This window comes from Prochlorococcus sp. MIT 1304, from assembly GCF_047305015.1.
Taxonomy (GTDB): domain Bacteria; phylum Cyanobacteriota; class Cyanobacteriia; order PCC-6307; family Cyanobiaceae; genus Prochlorococcus_A; species Prochlorococcus_A marinus_E.
Genome location: NZ_CP138974.1, coordinates 1,395,141 through 1,414,129, shown reverse-complemented (window position 1 = coordinate 1,414,129; position 18,989 = coordinate 1,395,141). Strand labels below are relative to the sequence as shown.

The 18,989-nt window shown below is 32.1% G+C and carries 17 protein-coding genes and 1 tRNA gene; 6 read left to right on the top strand and 12 right to left on the bottom strand.

The annotated features are described in order from the left end of the window. Positions 1-122 precede the first annotated feature (122 nt). Positions 123-350: a hypothetical protein gene (locus tag SIB45_RS07980; RefSeq protein WP_011863020.1), complete on the top strand. Its 228-nt coding sequence runs from the start codon at positions 123-125 to the stop codon at positions 348-350. 269 nt (positions 351-619) lie between these two features. Here the strand turns inward: SIB45_RS07980 and SIB45_RS07975 are convergent, their stop codons facing one another. From SIB45_RS07975 to SIB45_RS07935, 9 genes are all read right to left on the bottom strand, one after another. Continuing rightward, entirely contained in the window at positions 620-1,414 is a 795-nt protein-coding gene (locus SIB45_RS07975; RefSeq protein ID WP_011863018.1) for an ABC transporter permease, read from the bottom strand. Continuing rightward, the gene (locus SIB45_RS07970; protein ID WP_011863017.1) at positions 1,411-2,205 is read right to left on the bottom strand and encodes an ABC transporter permease; all 795 of its coding nucleotides are present in this window, start codon (positions 2,203-2,205) and stop codon (positions 1,411-1,413) included. Before SIB45_RS07970 ends, SIB45_RS07975 begins: the two co-directional genes overlap by 4 nt. Further along, positions 2,195-3,190, bottom strand: a complete 996-nt coding sequence (locus SIB45_RS07965; RefSeq protein WP_011863015.1) for an ATP-binding cassette domain-containing protein — start codon at positions 3,188-3,190, stop codon at positions 2,195-2,197. The genes SIB45_RS07970 and SIB45_RS07965 overlap by 11 nt, the downstream gene beginning before the upstream one ends. A gap of 77 nt (positions 3,191-3,267) precedes the next feature. Beyond that, positions 3,268-3,657: a cytochrome b6f subunit family protein gene (locus tag SIB45_RS07960; RefSeq protein ID WP_011863014.1), complete on the bottom strand. Its 390-nt coding sequence runs from the start codon at positions 3,655-3,657 to the stop codon at positions 3,268-3,270. A 591-nt stretch (positions 3,658-4,248) separates the two neighbouring features. Next, positions 4,249-4,325: transfer RNA gene (locus SIB45_RS07955), tRNA-Met, on the bottom strand. 45 nt (positions 4,326-4,370) lie between these two features. After that, on the bottom strand, positions 4,371-5,336 hold the full coding sequence (locus SIB45_RS07950) for an asparaginase (protein WP_011863013.1): 966 nt from the start codon (positions 5,334-5,336) through the stop codon (positions 4,371-4,373). Further along, a complete protein-coding gene (locus tag SIB45_RS07945) occupies positions 5,337-5,831 on the bottom strand; it encodes a CGLD27 family protein (RefSeq protein ID WP_011863012.1) in 495 nt (164 codons plus the stop codon). 8 nt (positions 5,832-5,839) lie between these two features. Beyond that, entirely contained in the window at positions 5,840-6,184 is a 345-nt protein-coding gene (gene rsfS / locus SIB45_RS07940; protein WP_011863011.1) for a ribosome silencing factor, read from the bottom strand. Further along, positions 6,174-6,812, bottom strand: coding sequence for a DUF3318 domain-containing protein (locus tag SIB45_RS07935; RefSeq protein ID WP_011863010.1), 639 nt, complete (start codon positions 6,810-6,812; stop codon positions 6,174-6,176). Before SIB45_RS07935 ends, rsfS begins: the two co-directional genes overlap by 11 nt. Positions 6,813-6,919: 107 nt before the next feature. Between SIB45_RS07935 and carB the strand changes: the two genes are divergently transcribed. After that, entirely contained in the window at positions 6,920-10,216 is a 3,297-nt protein-coding gene (gene carB / locus SIB45_RS07930; RefSeq protein WP_011863009.1) for a carbamoyl-phosphate synthase large subunit, read from the top strand. 4 nt (positions 10,217-10,220) lie between these two features. Here the strand turns inward: carB and SIB45_RS07925 are convergent, their stop codons facing one another. After that, positions 10,221-10,439, bottom strand: a complete 219-nt coding sequence (locus SIB45_RS07925; protein ID WP_011863008.1) for a DUF6447 family protein — start codon at positions 10,437-10,439, stop codon at positions 10,221-10,223. Between the two features lie 30 nt (positions 10,440-10,469). After that, complete coding sequence (locus SIB45_RS07920) at positions 10,470-12,116, bottom strand: ABC transporter ATP-binding protein (protein WP_011863007.1); 1,647 nt, start codon at positions 12,114-12,116, stop codon at positions 10,470-10,472. Between the two features lie 118 nt (positions 12,117-12,234). On the opposite strand from SIB45_RS07920, the gene SIB45_RS07915 reads away from it, so the two are divergent. Genes SIB45_RS07915 through folP form a run of 3 tightly spaced genes read left to right on the top strand, consistent with a single transcriptional unit; the run spans position 12,235 to position 14,018 of the window. Continuing rightward, a complete protein-coding gene (locus tag SIB45_RS07915) occupies positions 12,235-12,411 on the top strand; it encodes an RNA-binding S4 domain-containing protein (RefSeq protein WP_011863006.1) in 177 nt (58 codons plus the stop codon). 52 nt (positions 12,412-12,463) lie between these two features. Further along, positions 12,464-13,189 (top strand): triose-phosphate isomerase, encoded by a 726-nt coding sequence (gene tpiA / locus SIB45_RS07910; protein WP_011863005.1) that lies wholly within the window; start codon positions 12,464-12,466, stop codon positions 13,187-13,189. Continuing rightward, positions 13,173-14,018 (top strand): dihydropteroate synthase, encoded by an 846-nt coding sequence (gene folP, locus SIB45_RS07905; protein ID WP_011863004.1) that lies wholly within the window; start codon positions 13,173-13,175, stop codon positions 14,016-14,018. The genes tpiA and folP overlap by 17 nt, the downstream gene beginning before the upstream one ends. 8 nt (positions 14,019-14,026) lie before the next feature. Here folP and SIB45_RS07900 read toward each other — a convergent pair whose 3' ends face one another. After that, on the bottom strand, positions 14,027-18,037 hold the full coding sequence (locus SIB45_RS07900) for a magnesium chelatase subunit H (protein WP_011863003.1): 4,011 nt from the start codon (positions 18,035-18,037) through the stop codon (positions 14,027-14,029). 102 nt (positions 18,038-18,139) lie between these two features. On the opposite strand from SIB45_RS07900, the gene dapB reads away from it, so the two are divergent. Beyond that, positions 18,140-18,988, top strand: a complete 849-nt coding sequence (gene dapB, locus SIB45_RS07895) for a 4-hydroxy-tetrahydrodipicolinate reductase (RefSeq protein WP_011863002.1) — start codon at positions 18,140-18,142, stop codon at positions 18,986-18,988. Position 18,989: the final 1 nt, after the last annotated feature.

Sequence of the window (18,989 nt, the reverse complement as noted above, 5' to 3'; positions counted from 1 at the left end):
GTAATTTTTAAGTTTACGAGCAAAATCCTATCTTATGATTTCAAATGTTTTTGGGAAATTTTACTTGTTAAAAATGTCCTGCACAGTATCATTCGTAAGAACTTTGCTAGTAAAAAGCTTTAATGATTGAATTAACTTTACTAACTCTTTTAAATTATGTTGGGGATAATTTCTGTGAGTATAGAAATCTAGGTCATGATAACTATAAATCTTTACTTCTTTCCTACAGTGATGCGAGTAATAAATTTGGACCATTAGAAGTTAAAAAGGTTATTGAGAAGTCAGAAAATTTTAAAGTTACGGCTGTTGCTATTGCTGCAATTAAGTGCCCTCAGCATATAGTTAAGTAATGAAATTTGAATTAAAAACTGAAAATGAAAATTATTCAAAATCATTTACACAATTTTTCGGTATAGTTTTTTTTATTACTTTAATAATAATACTTTTTGATGTTGCACTTAAATTAGGAATCATATCAAGAAATCATAAAATCGAATACAACTGCAGGCTTTTATCGGTGGAAAAATCTAAACCTCATTTCAAGAAATTATCTAAGCTTTCTAATCTGAAAAGCAAACAACAAATTTGGGAATTTTGCAGGGAGGTTATTAAATAATAGTTAGCTAGATGCTGATGAATAGAACTTTAGTGCAAATAACCAGAACTTTCTTGAAGTTATAAGAAATACTGAAGCAACAATAACTTCAAGCAATATTTTCCACAATTGAGAAAGTCCTAGAAAAACTTCAGAAGGAATCGTAGTTATAAAAGCAATAGGAATGAAAATACTAAAAAAAACTCTTAAAGAAAATGAAAATGAATTTAGAGGAAATCTTCCAATATAAAGAAATGATCTTAATACTTCTATTGCATTCCAAGTCTTAACAAACCAAATAGTAGTAGTAGATATAAAAAACCATAGGCTATATAGAATACAAATTGAGCAGCTTATCGTAATCAAGGATAGGCATAGAAAACTTAAACTTAAATTTATTTGATTTATTCTTATGCAGAAGAGCAACAGGAAAAATCCAAGCATAATTTCTAAAAATCCGGATGGATTTATTTTTTTTAATGAAATAAAAAATTGACTATCAATAGGTTTTAAAAGTACGAAGTCTAATGTTCCTTCTCTTATATGTTTAACTATTTCTGTAAGATTAGGATTGAACCATGTATTTGTTATTCCATTCAAAATTGTATAGATAGCTTGGATGATTAATGCCTGTTCAAATTTCCAACCTCCAATATATCCATTATTTTGAAAGAAAATAGATAATAGAAAAATACTCCCTACTAAACTTAAAATTGCAGTAATTAAATCAACTAATATATTTGTCTTATACTCCAATTCAGAAGCTAAAGAAGTATGTAAGAATTTTTTATAAACTTTTGAATATTTTCTTATATTCATGAACCCATTGCTGTATATTTTTTCGTTCCTTCAGACCAGATTTTCTTAAATAACGGGAAAAGTATAAAAATCCATAGAATTTGCATAATTAAGCCTCCACTAATATTTGTTTCATTACCTGACAGTAAGTTCGCAGGGAAATCAATTAGATATGGAAAAGGAGTCAAATAAATCCAAGATTTAACGTAATTTGGAAATGAGACTACTGGTGCTAAAAGACCTGAGAGAAATAAAGTTGGAATAAATAACAATCTTTCAATCGATGATGCTTTTTCTGTCCAGAAACATAGACATGCAACTATTGACTGAATTAAAAATTGAATCAAGAAGGATAAGAAAGTAGATACTATTGATAAGAGTAAAATACCTAAATTTGGTATCCATAAACTTTCTGGATTAAAAATAAAAAAGAAAAATGCGATTATTAGTGCAAAAGGAAATCTTGTTATTTGTTCCGCTAGATGTTGTGCAAAATATCTGAAAAATGGATTTAAAGGTTGGATTAAATACGGAGATACTTTCCCCATAAGAGAATCCTCTTCAAAACTAAATACAACCCAGACTACAGAAAACTGTCTTACAAAAAAAGCACATAAGAAATACCTAGAAAGCATAACATCGCTGATGTTTATGGATTCATTAAGATTATTGTTTGTCCAAATGTTTAACATGAAAAAAGGAATAATCCCTGAAATTGCCCATAATGCAATTTCTACCCTGTATTCCAACATGTTTGAATATTGGACTTTTAATAAAGTGAAAATTTTACGTTTAATTAAATTAGATATCATAATCTTTTTTGATTAATACCTTCCCAATAACTTCATCTATAGGTGGTTCATTTATAAAAAGGTCTTCAATATCAAAATTATTTAGGATAGTTTTTAGTGAAGAGGTAATGGAGTTGTTTTCAATTTTTATAGTGATTTCATTCTTGTTTTTATATTTAATAGTAAAACCGGAATTTTCTAATTTAATTGCATCCTCTTCTGAACGACAAACTATTAATATTTCTTTAACAGGAGAAAGTTTTTTTAATAATAGGTCAAGTTTTCCATCATACGATATCTCCCCTTCGTGAATACATATAACTCTCTTGCATAGCGATGTAATATCTTTCATGTAATGACTAGTTAGGCATATCGTTGCATTTGTTTCCTTATTATATTTTTTGAGGAATTTTCTTAAATTTCTCTGCGCATTAATGTCTAATCCAAGTGTCGGTTCATCTAAAAATAGAATATTTGGTTCATGTATCAATGCTGCCAGTAATTCTGACTTCATACGCTGACCTAGTGAAAGTTTTCTAACAGGTATAAATAGCTCCTCATCAATTTCAAGCATATCTGATAGTTTTTTTATTCTCCTTTTAGCTTCAAACTTATCTAAGTCATATATTGATGCATTCAAATAGAATGATTCAATTGGTGGAAGATCCCAAATAAGCTGTTGCTTTTGTCCCATTATTAAGGTGATATTCTTTAGGAAATTTTCTTTTCTTCTGAAAGGTAAGTAACCTGAAACTGAAATCGAACCTTTACTTGGATAAATTAAGCCACAAAGCATTTTTAAGATTGTTGTTTTCCCAGCCCCATTAGCGCCAAGAAAACCTACTATTTCCCCTTCTTTGATTTCAAAACTTATATCTTTTATAACTTTTACACTTTTTGTTTGTCTCCTAAAAAAATGCTTAATTGTTCCTTTTATACCTGGTTCTTTGGAAGAGATATCAAATGACTTAGATAAACCTCTTACATCGATAATATTTTGTACCATTTAAATTTTTAATTACTGAAGATTTATATTTAAAAAAATAGTTAAATTATTTTTATTTTAGAAATATTTTTTTCGAATTAAAAAATATCTTTTAACGATACAACTAGCCAGATAAAAAAGTTAATTGGATTAAGTAACTCGCTTACCTTATTTTTATTTTCATAATTAAATCCTCTTAAAAAATCTAATATAAAATTTCCATTTACTTTTTTAACAATGTTTTTTTTAATTACATTACCATTTTCGTCAAGGAGGTCAATTTCATCTTCAAAAAACCATTGCTCTTTTCCGTTAGATAATTTCAATATAACTCCAATACCTTTTCCGTCAGTTATTCTAAAATCATTTATCTTAGCTACCGAAGAAACATTTATTGCATCAACAACATCTTTAGTAAGTCTATCTTTTGATAGTTCTAGGTTTATTTGAACTGAATCACCTATCTTTGACTTATCTAAAATTGACATTTTTTTAGGTCATTATACCTAGTTATATAGGATTAATGCGATTAATTTAGAATTTTTGATTTATTTCAATAATTACGATTTTTTGAAAACAGCTTCAAGGATTCTCTTTATAGAAATTGTTAATACTCTCAAAAATACAAAAAATAGACCTAACCAACCAAATATGATTGCTATTGATAACAAGCTTGAACCCAAATCTCGTTGTAGTAAATCCTGCATATAATTTTCCAAATTAGATAGATTTAACTTTACTTTATTAAATTACTTATTCAAGATGAAAATGTTCAAAATTCAGATTTGTTTAAATTCATTGTTAATATTACATTTAACAGATATGAATTATAAGCTAAGATTTGGTTAGAAAATTAATTTAATATTTTGGATCTATCTTTAAGCTCATACCTTGGAATATTCTTTATCCTTATTGGTTTAATAGTTAGAGTTGATTTGAAATTTTCTATTCATAAAGATCTCCAATAATTTCTCATAAACTTTTTTAGCTCTAAATAACAACTTTCATTTCTATTTATATTTTTTATTTGATGTAACAACTGCGAAGAATAAAAAAGCAGCTTTGAAGCTGCTTCTAAATGGTGGCGGGGGGGAGATTTGAACTTCCGACCTTCGGGTTATGAGCCCGACGAGCTACCAGACTGCTCTACCCCGCGACATATACATAGCATACATCTGAAAGGGTTATTTTTCCTGTTTTTTTAGGATTCTTGGAATTTTAATTTACCTTTAACTTCAAGTCTCACTCCCTCAGAAAAATTAAACACCTTTTCTTCTATGTCTTGAATTCTCAAGTCAGATATCCATTCTAACTGTTTAAGTATGTGAAGACTAACGGCATGCTTAGCTCTTTTTGAACCGTCTTCTACTTTTAGAGCTAATCCTATACCTTCGTTTACCTTGCATAGACATTGTATTCCTTCCGCACCACCTTTACCTATAACTTTTCCATGTGAAGCTTTTATTATTTCTGTATCAAATTTATTATTGTCACTAATCATTGTTGGGTTTATTGTCATAGCTCTACTGATTTGTTCTAATTCGGCATTTTCAGAACTGCTTAGAAATGAATATAACCTTGACATTTCTAGTAGTTTTAAATAAAGAGTGGGGGCACCACAATCATCACGTTCAGCGTTTATTTCTGATGATGGGATTTCAAGCAATTCAGAAACAATTCTGAATATTTCGATTTGAAGTGGATGATCTCCCTTTAAATAACTATCTAATGGCCAATTCATTTTTTTGCATGTTGCTAAAAAAGCAGCATGTTTACCGGAACAATTATGTTCTAATGGACTAGTTTTGGTTTTTGGACATTTTAGATTATTAATATCTATGTCATATTCCCATAAAATTCTGAAGGCTTCTCTTGAATGAATTTTTGAACCACTGTGTGACCCACATGCTAAGGCAATTGATTTTGATTCATTATTGATTTTTGATGCAGCTCCACTACTAACGAAAGGAATTACTTGAAACGGTTTTAGTGCTGACCTGATGAAGCTTTTATATTCTGGATTCCCTGCGCACATTAAAACCCTACCTTTTTTGTCAGTAATAACAGCATGAATTTTATGGATTGACTCAATATTTGATCCTCTCATTAAGGTTGCTTGGATAGGAGGATTATTAGAAGTGTAGAGGTTTTTAAAATTAGAATTCATTTAGAAAATGTTATATTGAAAAATCAAAATGCCAGATAATGCTAAGACTGAAATAATAGAAAGAATCTGAATTAAATTTCTTAAAATTGGTTTTACCTCAATTGAGGCAATAAGGATTTCTTTTTCTCTTAAAACTAATGGTTTTTCCCATACTTGGCCGTCATACCAACCTGATTCCTCATATTCAACTTTTTCGGAGGTTAATCTTTTAAATATATGATTCCAACCTAAATATAGCCTTATTGTAATAAAAAGAGGTATTGATAAGCTGCTAAATAAACTTAATAAAATATATTTTAAAAGGGACGATTTGAAATATACACTTCCTGAAGAAATGACGAGAAATAGAAGAAAAGCTCCTACCCAGAATTTTGCCAAAATATAAATTAGTGACTTTTTTGTTTTTGGCCATGAAAAAATTTTAGATTTTGATAATTCTATGAATTCATTTGTGGGTTGTTGCTCTCTAGGGACAGGACACTTAGATTCGTTCATAAAAGATACTATGGAAATATAAGCTTATCTCCATTACTCCAGAACGATTCAAGGTCATAATATTTTCTTATTTCTGGTTGAAAAATATTTACTATCAAATCACCATAATCGAGTAAAGCCCATTTAGCTTCGCTAACCCCTTCTTTTCTTATAGGTTCAACTTTAGCCTTCTCTCTAAGTTCTCCCTCTACAGAGTTTGTAATGGATCTAACCTGTACATCAGATAATCCTTCTGCAATTAAAATCCATTCACTTATAAATGATACTTTGTCAATTTTTATAAGTTTTATATCTCTTGCCTTTTTTTCATCACATGCTTTAGCCGCCATTAAAACCAAGCTTTTATTGTCCATAAACATTTTCACTTGAAACTGATTTTTCTGAACCTTCTTGCTGAGATAATTCTGATCTTGCTTTTTCGGCACTTTTTCTTAAGGCATCTAATCTATCTTCAAAGAAACTTCTTTTTTTCTTTTTTCGTGTCTTTTCTATTAACTCTTTTAATGCCCCTCCAAGACTTTTATAAGCATTTGGAATGCTGTAGCCAAATCTACAAGCAAGATCTATAGCTCTTTCATCTGCATAAATAGCATCTTGAAGCTTTTTTTCAGAATTATTTTTTAAATATAATCTATATCCTGCAAAACTTGATAAACCAAGAGCAAGTAATAAAAGTAAACCATCTTGCACCCAAAGCTCGCCTATCGCGCCTCCAAGTCCTATAGCAAGAGCTGCCATTTCCCATCCGTCTCTTGGGATTGTGTCATTTTGAATTTTTCCTACTTCGTGCCAAAACAATAAATTTCTGTGGTCAATTGCATAGTTATCCCATTCATCTAAATCTATTTGAATTTCTACTTCGTCACGACCAATTTCCTCAAGTGTTATTAAAGGTGGGTCTATAGCAGCAGCAGCTTCAACAAATACCCAACTTTCATTCTCTGGAGGCAACAAACTTTTAAGTCGCTGAAGTTCGCTCATAAAAAATTAATTTCTTTCAATACTATAGAAACAAATGTTGCTTTTCAAGTAACTTGATTAACATCTGATGATTTATAAGTAGCATGAGATAAATAAAGGTTTAAATTATGCCTCAAAGAGGTGATCTTAAAAAAATTCTTATTCTTGGTTCTGGACCTATTGTTATAGGGCAAGCATGCGAATTTGATTACTCTGGCACTCAAGCTTGTAAAGCTTTAAGAAATGCTGGTTATGAAATTGTCTTAATAAATTCTAATCCAGCATCAATAATGACTGATCCTGAGGTCGCAAGCAAAACATATATTGAACCATTGACTCCTGAAATTGTCTCTCAGATCATCTTAAGAGAAAAACCTGATGCAATTCTTCCCACTATGGGGGGGCAAACCGCTTTGAATCTTGCAGTTAAATTATCAGAGTCAAATTTTTTAAAGCAAAATAATATTGAATTAATTGGTGCTGATTTAAGAGCTATTAATAAAGCTGAAGATAGACAATTGTTTAAAGAATCGATGGAGAAAATTAATGTAAATGTTTGTCCTTCAGGAATAGCATCTAATCTGGATGAAGCTATAGAGGTATCCAGAAAAATTTGTTCTTATCCTCTTATTATTAGGCCTGCATTTACATTAGGTGGAGTAGGAGGTGGAATTGCTTTTAACCTTGAAGAATTTGTCGAGTTGTGTAAATCAGGTTTAGAGGAAAGTCCAAGTAATCAAATATTGATTGAAAAATCACTTATTGGATGGAAAGAGTTTGAACTAGAGGTGATGAGAGACACTGCTGACAATGTAGTGATAGTTTGCAGTATTGAAAATCTAGACCCAATGGGTGTCCATACTGGAGATTCGATTACTGTAGCTCCTGCGCAGACTTTAACAGATAAGGAGTATCAGAGATTAAGGGATTTGTCTTTGAAAATCATTAGAGAGGTTGGAGTTGAAACAGGAGGGAGTAATATTCAATTTGCAATAAATCCCTCTAATGGCGAAGTAATTGTCATAGAAATGAATCCCCGTGTGAGTAGATCCTCAGCTTTAGCAAGTAAAGCAACTGGATTCCCCATAGCTAAGATTGCAGCTTTATTGTCTGTTGGCTACACACTTGATGAGATTATTAATGACATTACAAAAAAAACACCTGCATGTTTCGAGCCATCAATTGATTACGTAGTTACTAAGATCCCAAGATTTGCCTTTGAAAAGTTTAAAGGTTCTTCTAATACTTTAAGCACTTCCATGAAATCTGTTGGTGAGTCAATGGCAATAGGTCGTTCTTTTGAAGAATCATTTCAGAAAGCATTGAGGTCATTAGAGGTTGGTGTTTTTGGATGGGAATGTGACTCAAAAGATGAATTTATAAATGAGAGTCAAATTAAAAATAGTTTAAGAAACCCTACATCTGAAAGAATTCTCTTAATTAAAAAAGCTATGCAGCTTGGGAAAAATAATAATTATATTAAAGAAGTTACAAATATAGATTTATGGTTTATCGAAAAATTACGTAATATCTTTAATTTTGAAAATGATTTTTTGAAAGATAAGGAACTTTATACTCTTGATAGGGACTTGATGTTACATGCTAAACAATTAGGCTTTTCAGATCAACAGATTGCAAAGCTAACTAATTCTGAATTTTTTGAAGTAAGAACATATAGAAAAAAACTAAATGTAATCCCAATTTATAAAACTGTTGATACATGTTCAGCAGAATTCTCATCCTCCACTCCATATCATTATTCAACTTATGAAGAATCTTTCATTAATATTAATTCTCAAATTTTTGATAGCGAGATTTCAGAAAAAAGTAAATCAAAAAAAATAATGATTCTAGGAGGAGGTCCAAACAGAATTGGTCAGGGAATAGAATTTGATTACTGTTGCTGCCATGCATCATATCAAGCTTCTACAAATGGTTATAAAACAATAATGGTTAATAGTAATCCTGAAACTGTATCAACAGATTATGATACTAGCGATATTTTATATTTCGAGCCTGTAACTTTGGAGGATGTTCTCAACATAATAGAAGCTGAAAATCCCTATGGTTTGATTGTTCAATTTGGAGGTCAAACCCCACTGAAATTATCATTACCATTATTTGAATGGCTTAAATCTAATGATGGGATAAGAACTGGATCAAAAATACTTGGGACTTCTCCAATATCAATCGATTTAGCAGAAGACAGAGAGGAATTTACAAAAATTCTTGAAGAATTAAGTATTAGACAACCTTTAAACGGTATTGCACGTAATCAAGATGAGGCAGAAATAGTAGCAAAAAATATAGGATTCCCCTTGGTTGTAAGACCTTCTTATGTTTTAGGTGGAAGGGCAATGGAAATTGTTAAAGATGAGAATGAATTATCGAGATACATTTCTGAAGCTGTTAAGGTATCGCCTGATCATCCCATCCTTCTTGATCAATATTTGAATAATGCAATTGAGATAGATGTTGATGCTTTATGCGATTCAGAGGGTTCGGTTGTAATTGCCGGCCTAATGGAACATGTGGAACCTGCAGGAATTCATTCAGGAGATTCAGCTTGTTGTTTACCATCCATTTCTCTTTCTACATCCACAATAGAAAATGTTAGAAACTGGACTAAATTAATTGCACAAAGATTAAATGTTGTTGGTTTAATTAATTTGCAATTTGCAGTAATAAATACAAATAATAAAGAAAAAAAATTATTTATTCTCGAAGCAAATCCGAGAGCATCCAGGACAGTTCCATTTGTTTCAAAAGCCATAGGTAAACCAGTTGCAAAATTAGCTACTCAGTTAATGCAGGGTTTTACATTAGAAGATCTTAATTTCACAGAAGAATTTTCTCCAAAATATCAGGCAGTAAAAGAGGCTGTTTTACCTTTTAAAAGATTTCCTGGGTCTGATACATTACTTGGACCTGAAATGAGATCTACTGGAGAAGTAATGGGTTTGGCTAAAGATTTTGGAATTGCTTATGCCAAGTCGGAATTGGCAGCAGGTAATGGTGTTCCTTCAGATGGAGTTGCTTTTTTATCTACAAATGATTTAGATAAAAAAAATCTTGAGGAAGTTGCTAGAGAACTTTTGAATTTAGGATTTAAATTAATCGCAACAAAAGGTACAGCTTCATATTTGGTGAATTTAGGAATTCAAGTTGAAGAAGTGCTAAAAGTTCATGAAGGAAGACCAAATATCGAGGACCTAATTCGTTCGGGACTTGTCCAATTAATAATTAATACTCCAATTGGCTCACAGGCTCTTCATGATGATGCTTATTTAAGACGTGCAGCTTTAGAATATAATATTCCAACTTTTACAACTATTCCTGGAGCTAAGGCAGCCATTAAGGCGATAAAAGCTCTGCAATGCAACAAGATTAATACTTACTCTCTACAGGAAATCCATAATTATTAAAATTTTATTCTAAGTTTTTTAGTTTTTCTCTTAATTGATTAACTAAAGAGTTTCGACTAATTGAAAGTAATTTGAGGGTATCTTGATGCATCTTAATTTGTGTATCCGCTATTTGTAATTCTTTTATAGATTCTTTTATTTCATTAGAAAGTTCATTTATTAAATATTTTTTGCCCTCAAAGGTTAAAACTGGATTTGCAGAATCATTTGTGTTTTCGCTCATGGATTTATTTTTTTTATAAATAAAATATAACTATAATTTTTTTATCAATTGTTTTTCACATAATTCTTTATAAATTCCAGGTTTATTGATTAAATCTATGTGTTTTCCAACTTCAACAATTTCACCTTTATCGAAAACAACTATTTTATTGGCCTCTTGAGTAGTCGCCAATCTATGAGCAATTACAATAACTGTTCTATCTTTCATAGCTCTATTAAGTCCTTGTTGTACTTCAGATTCTGATTCTGCATCTAACGCACTTGTGGCCTCATCTAAAAGAAGAATTGAGGGGTTCCCGAGTATTGCCCTTGCAATTGCAATCCTTTGGATCTGACCACCTGAGAAATTTGATCCTCTTTCAGTTATCTCAGTTTCATATTTCTCAGGAAGCTTTTGAATAAAGTTGTGAGCGTTTGCTTTTCTTGCTGATTCTATAACTTCTTCTTTGGTGAAATTTCTACCCATTCTTATTACATCAATAATTGTTCCTGAAAACAAAAAAGGCTGTTGTTGTACTAATGCAATGTTTTTTCTAATATCTTTTGTATTTAATATTTTGAGATTTTTGTCATCTATAAAAATGTCTCCATTATTGGGAGTTATAAACTTTAATATCAAAGCCAACATTGTACTTTTACCAGCTCCAGAAGCTCCAACAAATGCTGTGACTTCACCTCTCTTAATTTCTAAATTGATATTTTTAAGTACTTTATTATCTTTTTTGTAAGCGAAACTTACATTCTTGAAATTTATTTTGCCTTCAAAATTGGATATCCTTCGTAAATTTTCTTTATCATCTTCGACAGGTTCTTGATTTATGTTTTTCAACCTTTTTATTGAGGCTTCTGCTTGTTTATAGTCATTAAAATTTGTACTTACATGGCTGATTGGATCAATAAGCATTAATATTGCTGCAAAAAAACTACTAAATTCTTCGCTTGTTAGAAGGCCAAGATTGATTCTTGCAGCCCCTAAACCTAATATTGCTAATATTCCAAATGCTTCAACAAATCCTACAACTGGATGTTGAAATGCAAGAAGTTTTAATGTTTTATATTTTGCTTTTTTATTTGTATTTAATCTTTGAAAAAATCTTTTCTCAATCCAATTTTCAGCAGCAAAAGCTCTTATCGTGGACATTCCATTTATAGATTCACCTATTAAACCTGCTAAATTACTTGTTGATTCTTGACTTTTTTCGGATGCTATTAAAACTCTTCTTCCAAAACTGTTAACTGAAAGAATAATCAATGGTGCCAAAACGAATGTTGATAGTGTAAGTGACCAGTCTAAATAAAACATGTAGATTATTACCGCTAACAACTGTAAAGAACATGGAATAGTATCTTGAGCTGTTTTATAAATAACTTCGCTTACCCTGTCGGCATCTTCTGTAAGTCTGTATGTGATGTCCCCGGCTGAAATATTTTCAACAGAATTCATCTTTATTTTTTGAATTCTGCTAAATAAATTTCCTCTCATCACTTCACTAATTTCTAAAGATGGTTTTGCTATGAATACATCCTGTCCAAATTGAGCAGTTTTCTGAACTAAAAATACAAATAAAGACTTAATTATTATGCTAGAAACTTTTGAGAGATCACCTGACCCAATTGCTGGAATTAAGTTTCCAGCTAAATAAGCTAATAAAGGCCAACAAGCTACGTAAATAAGCATGCATATAAAACCTTTGATAAACCTATTTGAATATGGTCTGACTGGTGGTATTAGTCTCAAGATATTATATATTTAATTGTTTATCCTACTTTATCAATATCTTTGGGTATAAAAAACAATGAAATTGGATCAATTCTTAAAATGGAAAAATTTGGTATCTTCTGGTGGTGAAGCAAAAATTTTTATTAAATCAGGTTCTGTTAAGGTTAATGGTGTAATTGAGACTAGGAGAGGAAGGCAGTTAAACAAGGGGGATAAAGTAATATTTCTAAAAAATGAATTAATTTTTGAATAGTTAGCTTATTCAACTCACTTTGTATTAGTATATTTTTCTTGGAGATAGTATTTTGAGAAAATCTGTAATTGCTGGTAATTGGAAAATGCACATGACTTGTGCTGAAGCTAAATCCTATTTAGAAGAGTTTATTCCTTTAATAAAAAACATTAAAGACGATCGTAAAGTTGTTATTGCTCCACCTTTTACGGCTATTTCAACCTTTTCTGATCATTCTGATTTTGAATATTTAGATATTTCTAGTCAAAATATTCATTGGGAAGATCAAGGAGCGTTTACGGCAGAAATATCCCCCAAAATGCTTCTTGAACATGGTGTCTCATATGCAATCGTTGGACATAGTGAACCAAGAAAATATTTTAGTGAAAGTGATGAGCAAATTAACAAAAGAGCAGTTTTTGCTCAATCAAGTGGACTTACTCCAATAGTTTGTGTAGGAGAAACATTAGAACAAAGAGAGAGAGGAGAGGCTGATAGAGTTATTACTAGACAGGTTGAACAAGGATTAGAAAATACAGATCCATCTAATTTAATTGTTGCCTATGAACCAATATGGGCTATTGGCACTGGTAAAACGTGTGAGGCAGAAGACGCTAATAAGATATGTTCTTTGATTCGGAAATTAATAGGTTTTGATGATGTAATTATTCAATATGGAGGATCTGTTAAGCCTAATAATATCGACGAAATCATGTCAATGAGTGATATCGATGGGGTGCTAGTCGGAGGGGCTTCATTAGATCCGAATAGTTTCGCGAGAATTGCAAATTATCAATAAGAAAAATAAATGGCCAAAAGGCTGGGGCCAAAAAACTTCAATTATGGGAGTTATAAATTTAACTCCTGATTCATTTAGTGATGGTGGGGAAATAAACTCTTCAAAAAAAGTTTTAGATCAAGTAAATCATTTCATGAGCAATGGTGTTGATGTTATTGATCTTGGTGCCCAAAGTACGAGACCTGGGGCTGAAGAAGTTGGATCAAGTATAGAGATAAAAAGATTGATCCCATACCTAAAATTAATAAAATCCGAATTTCCAGATGTTTTAATTTCTGTTGATACTTTTAATTCTGAAGTTGCTTACGAAGCTCTTTTAAATGGTGCTAATTGGATAAATGATGTCACGGGAGGAAGAAGAGATGTAAAAATTTTGGATGTTGTATCAAAATTCAACTGTCCATTCGTCATAACTCATAGTCGTGGTAATAGTCAAAATATGAATCAACTCTCCAATTACGAGAATGTTTTGAGTGATGTCAAGTGTTCGCTTGATAATTTAATAAAGAATGCTTTAGAAAAAAATATATCTGAAGGAAATATAATAGTGGATCCTGGAATTGGTTTTTCAAAAGATATCATTCATAATTTGGAAATCTTGAGAAACTTAGATGTATTTAAAAAATGGAATTTGCCAATTTTGGTAGGTGCATCTAGGAAGAGATTTCTAGGGGAAATATTGAATGAGAAAAATCCAAAAGAAAGGGATATTGGAACACTTGCAATAAGTTGTCTTTGTTCTCAATTTAATATTGACATTGTGAGAGTCCACAACGTCAAATTAAATTATCAAATACTGAGAGTAGCGGATAGGATTTACAGAAAATAGTAAATTTATTATTCTTTAACTCCTTCGATTTTATCCTCTACCTCTTGGTATAGTTCTTTCAATTGTTCTATATTCTCATCTGAAGTTTCCCAATATCCCCTACCATTAACTTCTAGCAAAGTTCCAACAATTCTTCTGAAACTATTAGGATTAAGTTCCATTAATCTTTTCCTCATATCTTCGTCATTTATAAATGTTTCATTAGTTTCTTCATATACAAAATTATCTACTTGACCACTTGTCGCACTCCAACCAAGAGTGTAATTAAGTCTGTTTGAAAGTTCTCTAACTCCTTCGTAGCCAGATTTGAGCATACCTTCATACCACTTAGGATTTAAAAGTTTTGTTCTTGAGTCTAATCTGATAGTTTCTCCAAGTGTTCTAACTTGAGCATTAGAAGTGGTTGTATCCGCGATGTAGCTACTTGGTTCTTTCCCATCATCTCTTAATGTCTTGATCAATTTTGTTGGATCAGAATCAAAATAGTGACTTACATCTGTTAATGAAATCTCTGAGGAATCAAGATTTTGGAACGTAACATCTGCCGTTTTCATTACTGACTCAAATACCTCTCTTTTTTGATTCATCTCACCTGGATTATCGGCATTAAAAGCATATGTTTTGCGAGATAAATACATTTCTTGTAGTTCATTTTCTTCCTCCCATGTTGAATTTTCTACTGCTAAATTAACATTTGAACTGTAACTTCCACTAGCATTAGAGAATACCCTCGCTGAAGCTTCTCTGATAGAGGTGCCTTCTTTTTCTGCTTGTTCTAGTGAATGTTTCCTCACAAAATTAGATTCCAATGGTTCATCAGCTTCAGCTGCTAATTTGACTGCCTGATCAATTAATGCCATTTGATTGATAAACAGATCTCTAAATACCCCTGAACAGTTAACTACTACATCTATTCTTGGCCTACCTAATTCTTGTAAAGGGATTAATTCTAGTTTGTTGATTCTTCCAACAGAATCTGGTTTTGGTTTTACCCCAACAAACCATAAAATTTGTGCCAGTGATTCTCCATAAGTTTTGATGTTATCAGTACCCCATAAAACACAAGCTATTGTTTCAGGCCATGTTCCTTGCTCTTCTTTTTGTCTTTCAATTAATTTGTCAACAACAGACTTAGCTGCAGCTACAGCTGCTGTAGTTGGGATTGATTGAGGATCAAGTGCATGGATATTTTTACCACTTGGCAAAACGCCTGGATTTCTAATAGGATCTCCACCTGGTCCAGGTAAAACATAATTTCCATCTAGTGCTTTTATGAGGCTATCCATTTCTTTGTCTGCGCAGACCTGTTCCAGACAGAAAAGTAAGTAATCAAATAATTTATTTAATTCCTTCTGATTAACTTCATTAAATCCATTTAATCTGCAGACTCTTAGCCAAGGGGTAGGTAAATTTAAACCAAAAACTTTAAGTAAATCGAAAAGTTTGGAAAGAAGTGATTTTTCTAAATAAACTCTGCCATCAACAATTTTTAAAGAGTTGACCATCGCAAAAATCGATTCTCTTGCTGTCTTGATGATTTTTTCATTTAACTCTACAAATTTAAGTTCACCTTTATTATTCCCATCATAAATTTGTTCAATAGTTAGACCGATGGATTCTGCAAGTAATCCAGGAAGAGATCTTAATCCTTCTTGTTCTCTTTCTAAAGATGCAATATTTACGAGTGTTGCAACAGCTTCTTCTGCTGTTGGAGCTTCCCCAATAGTATGAAGACCGCATGGTAACAATCTACTTTCAATTTCCATCAATTGTTTATAGACATTTCCAACAAATAAATCTCTTTCATCTATTGAAAGTTCTTCTACGTCTTTTGGAGGAAGCTCTACATCCTTGTCAAGGTTACATTGTTTAGAAGTCTCAACTATTGCATTAACAATTTGAATACCTCTGCTATTTTCTCTTAATTGTTGATAAGAACCAACGAGTTCACTTAGTTCTTTAAGTCCTTTGTAGAGTCCTGCATTTTCCGCTGGAGGAGTCAGATAACTAATGGTTGAAGCATATCCTCTTCTCTTAGCGATTGTTGCTTCAGATGGATTATTGGCGGCATAGTAATACAAATTGGGCAATGATCCAATGAGAGAATCTGGATAGCAAGTTTCACTCATGCCCATCTGCTTCCCAGGCATAAATTCAAGTGAGCCGTGAGTTCCAAAATGAAGAACAGCATCAGCTCTCCAGATTTTTTCTACATACGTGTAATAAGCAGCAAAACCATGATGAGGACTAGCACTTCTTGAATAGAGCAATCTCATAGGATCACCTTCATAACCGAATGTAGGTTGAACTCCTATAAAAACATTTCCAAAGTGTTTCCCATAGATAAGAAGGTTTTGTCCGTCACTATTAAGGTTCCCAGGTGGTTTACCCCAATTTTCTTCAAGTCTTTGTGAATATGGAGTGAACTCTTCGTATTCTTTTACTGACATCTTATGAGCAATATTTAACTCTGGAGAACCATCCATGGCTTCAGGATTGTTAATTACTTTTTCCATTAATTCTTTTGAATTACTTGGAAGTTCATCTATTTGATATCCTTTAGATTTCATTTCAAGAAGTACTCTATAAATTGAACCAAAAACATTCAAGTATGCTGCAGTACCTACATTTCCTTTGTCTGGGGGAAAACTAAATACTGTGATGGCTAATTTTTTATCCTTTCTTTCTTTAACTCTTAAGGTTGACCATTTTATTGCTCTTTCAGCTATTACATCAACTCGATCTTGGAGAGTATGCGCCTTACCTGTAGCATCATCACGACCTGAGAGAATTATAGGTTCAATAGCACCATCAAGCTCTGGAATTGCAATCTGAAGTGCTACCTGAACAGGGTGTAAACCTAGATCACTATCTTCCCATTCTTGTGTGGTTTGGAAGACTAATGGCAGTGCAACCATATAGGGTCTGTTTAACCTTTTTAGGGCTTCTATAGCTTTAGGATGATCTTGTCTTGCTGGCCCACCAACTAGTGCAAATCCTGTTAGAGATACAACTCCATCAACTATAGGTCGATCCTTATTTATGGAATCGTAGTAAAATTCATTAACTGGTTTAGAAAAATCTAGACCTCCGCAGAAGATAGGTAGTACTCTTGCACCTCTGTATTCCAATTCTTGAATAACTGCAACGTAATGAGCATCATCTCCCGTAACGATATGACTCCTTTGAAGAACTAAGCCAATTATTGGAGTTTTGTCATCTTTAGGATTTATATCTTTCCTATTATTTTCCCAATTTTGATATTCTTTAAGACTTTCAAACATGCAAGGAGCAAGAGGATGCCAAATTCCTAAATCTGGGAATGTTTCAGGGTCTTGAATTTTGAATTCTTCTATTTGATCTTTTATGATCTCAGATACAGCGTACTTCTCAGAAATCATTAACAAGAAGTTTTTTAAGTTCTCAGTCGTACCACCTAACCAGTACTGAAAACTCAGAATGAATGTTCTTGCATCTTGAGCTTTTTCTACTGGTAGATATTTAAGTATTGAAGGGAGTGTATTTAATAACTTCAACATTGAATCTTGGAAACTTGCTCCATCAGATTCTTTTTTCTTTTTTATTAAATCTCCAATAATACTTTTAGATTGACCAAGTTGGGCCATACTAAATGAACCAAGCTTATTTAATCTCATCACCTCAGGCATGGAGGGGAAAACAATTGATGCTTTAAGTTTGTCTTTAAATGGAGATACTGCATCAACCACTTTTTGAGCGAGGTCTTCAATGAAAATTAGAGAAGCAACGAATATGTCTGCATTAGCTATATCTTCTTTAAAATCTTCAAAATTACTTTCATTCCTAAGTTCTTCGATAAGATAGCCACTAAGGTCTATACCTATTGGCCCATTCATCTCATTTATTGACTTTGCAGCTTCCGTTAAGGAATTTTGGTATTGTGGCTCAAGGACAACATAAACTGCTTTTATTACAACTTTGTGTTTGTTATCCTCAACAGGAGATACTCTGCGGTTTGCTGAGCGGACCTGCGTAAACATTGATTTTCTTTAAGTATTTCTACCAGCCTACGAATGAAAAGACGTTATTGTGTGCAATATAAATAGCGTGTAACAACCTTTAAAAAAAAATTTTTTAAAAAAATGATTGAAAATTCTAAAAAACCCATACCAGTACTTGTATCCGGAGCTTTAGGCAGAATGGGTAGCGAAGTTGTTAATACTGTATTAAATTCTAAAGATTGTGAACTTGTTGCAGCAATCGACATAAACGAAAAGAATAATGGCTCAAATATTTCTGAATTATTGAAGGTAAAAAATTGTGATGTTTTTGTTTCAAATGATTTTGAAGGAACTTTATGTTCTGTTAGTCAAAACTATAGAAATGAAAATATCAAACCTGTGCTCGTTGATTTCACTCATCCTGATTCTGTATATGAAAATACCAGATCAGCTATTGCATATGGTGTGTCACCAGTAGTAGGAACTACAGGTCTAAGCCCTTCTCAAATACAAGATTTGTCTGTTTTTGCTCAGAAAGCATCTGTTGGTTGCGCAATAATTCCAAATTTTTCAGTAGGTATGGTTCTTCTTCAGCAGGCAGCATCGGTAGCTGCAAGGTTTTACGACAATATCGAATTAATAGAGATGCACCATAATCAAAAAGCTGATTCTCCTAGTGGGACGTGTATAAAAACTGCAGAAATGATTGAAGAATATCCAAAGAAATTTAATCAGAATCTAGTAAAAGAGTCTGAGTTATTGAAAGGTGTAAGGGGTGGGCTTAGAGATTCTGGAATTAATATACATTCTGTACGATTACCAGGATTACTCGCTCATCAGTTAGTAATTATGGGATCTCAAGGTGAAACTTACACAATTAAGCATGACACTATTGATAGAAAGGCATATATGCCAGGAGTTTTACAGGCTATTAAAAAAATTGGTAATTATGAAACTTTAGTTTACGGACTTGAAAAATTGATTTTTTAAA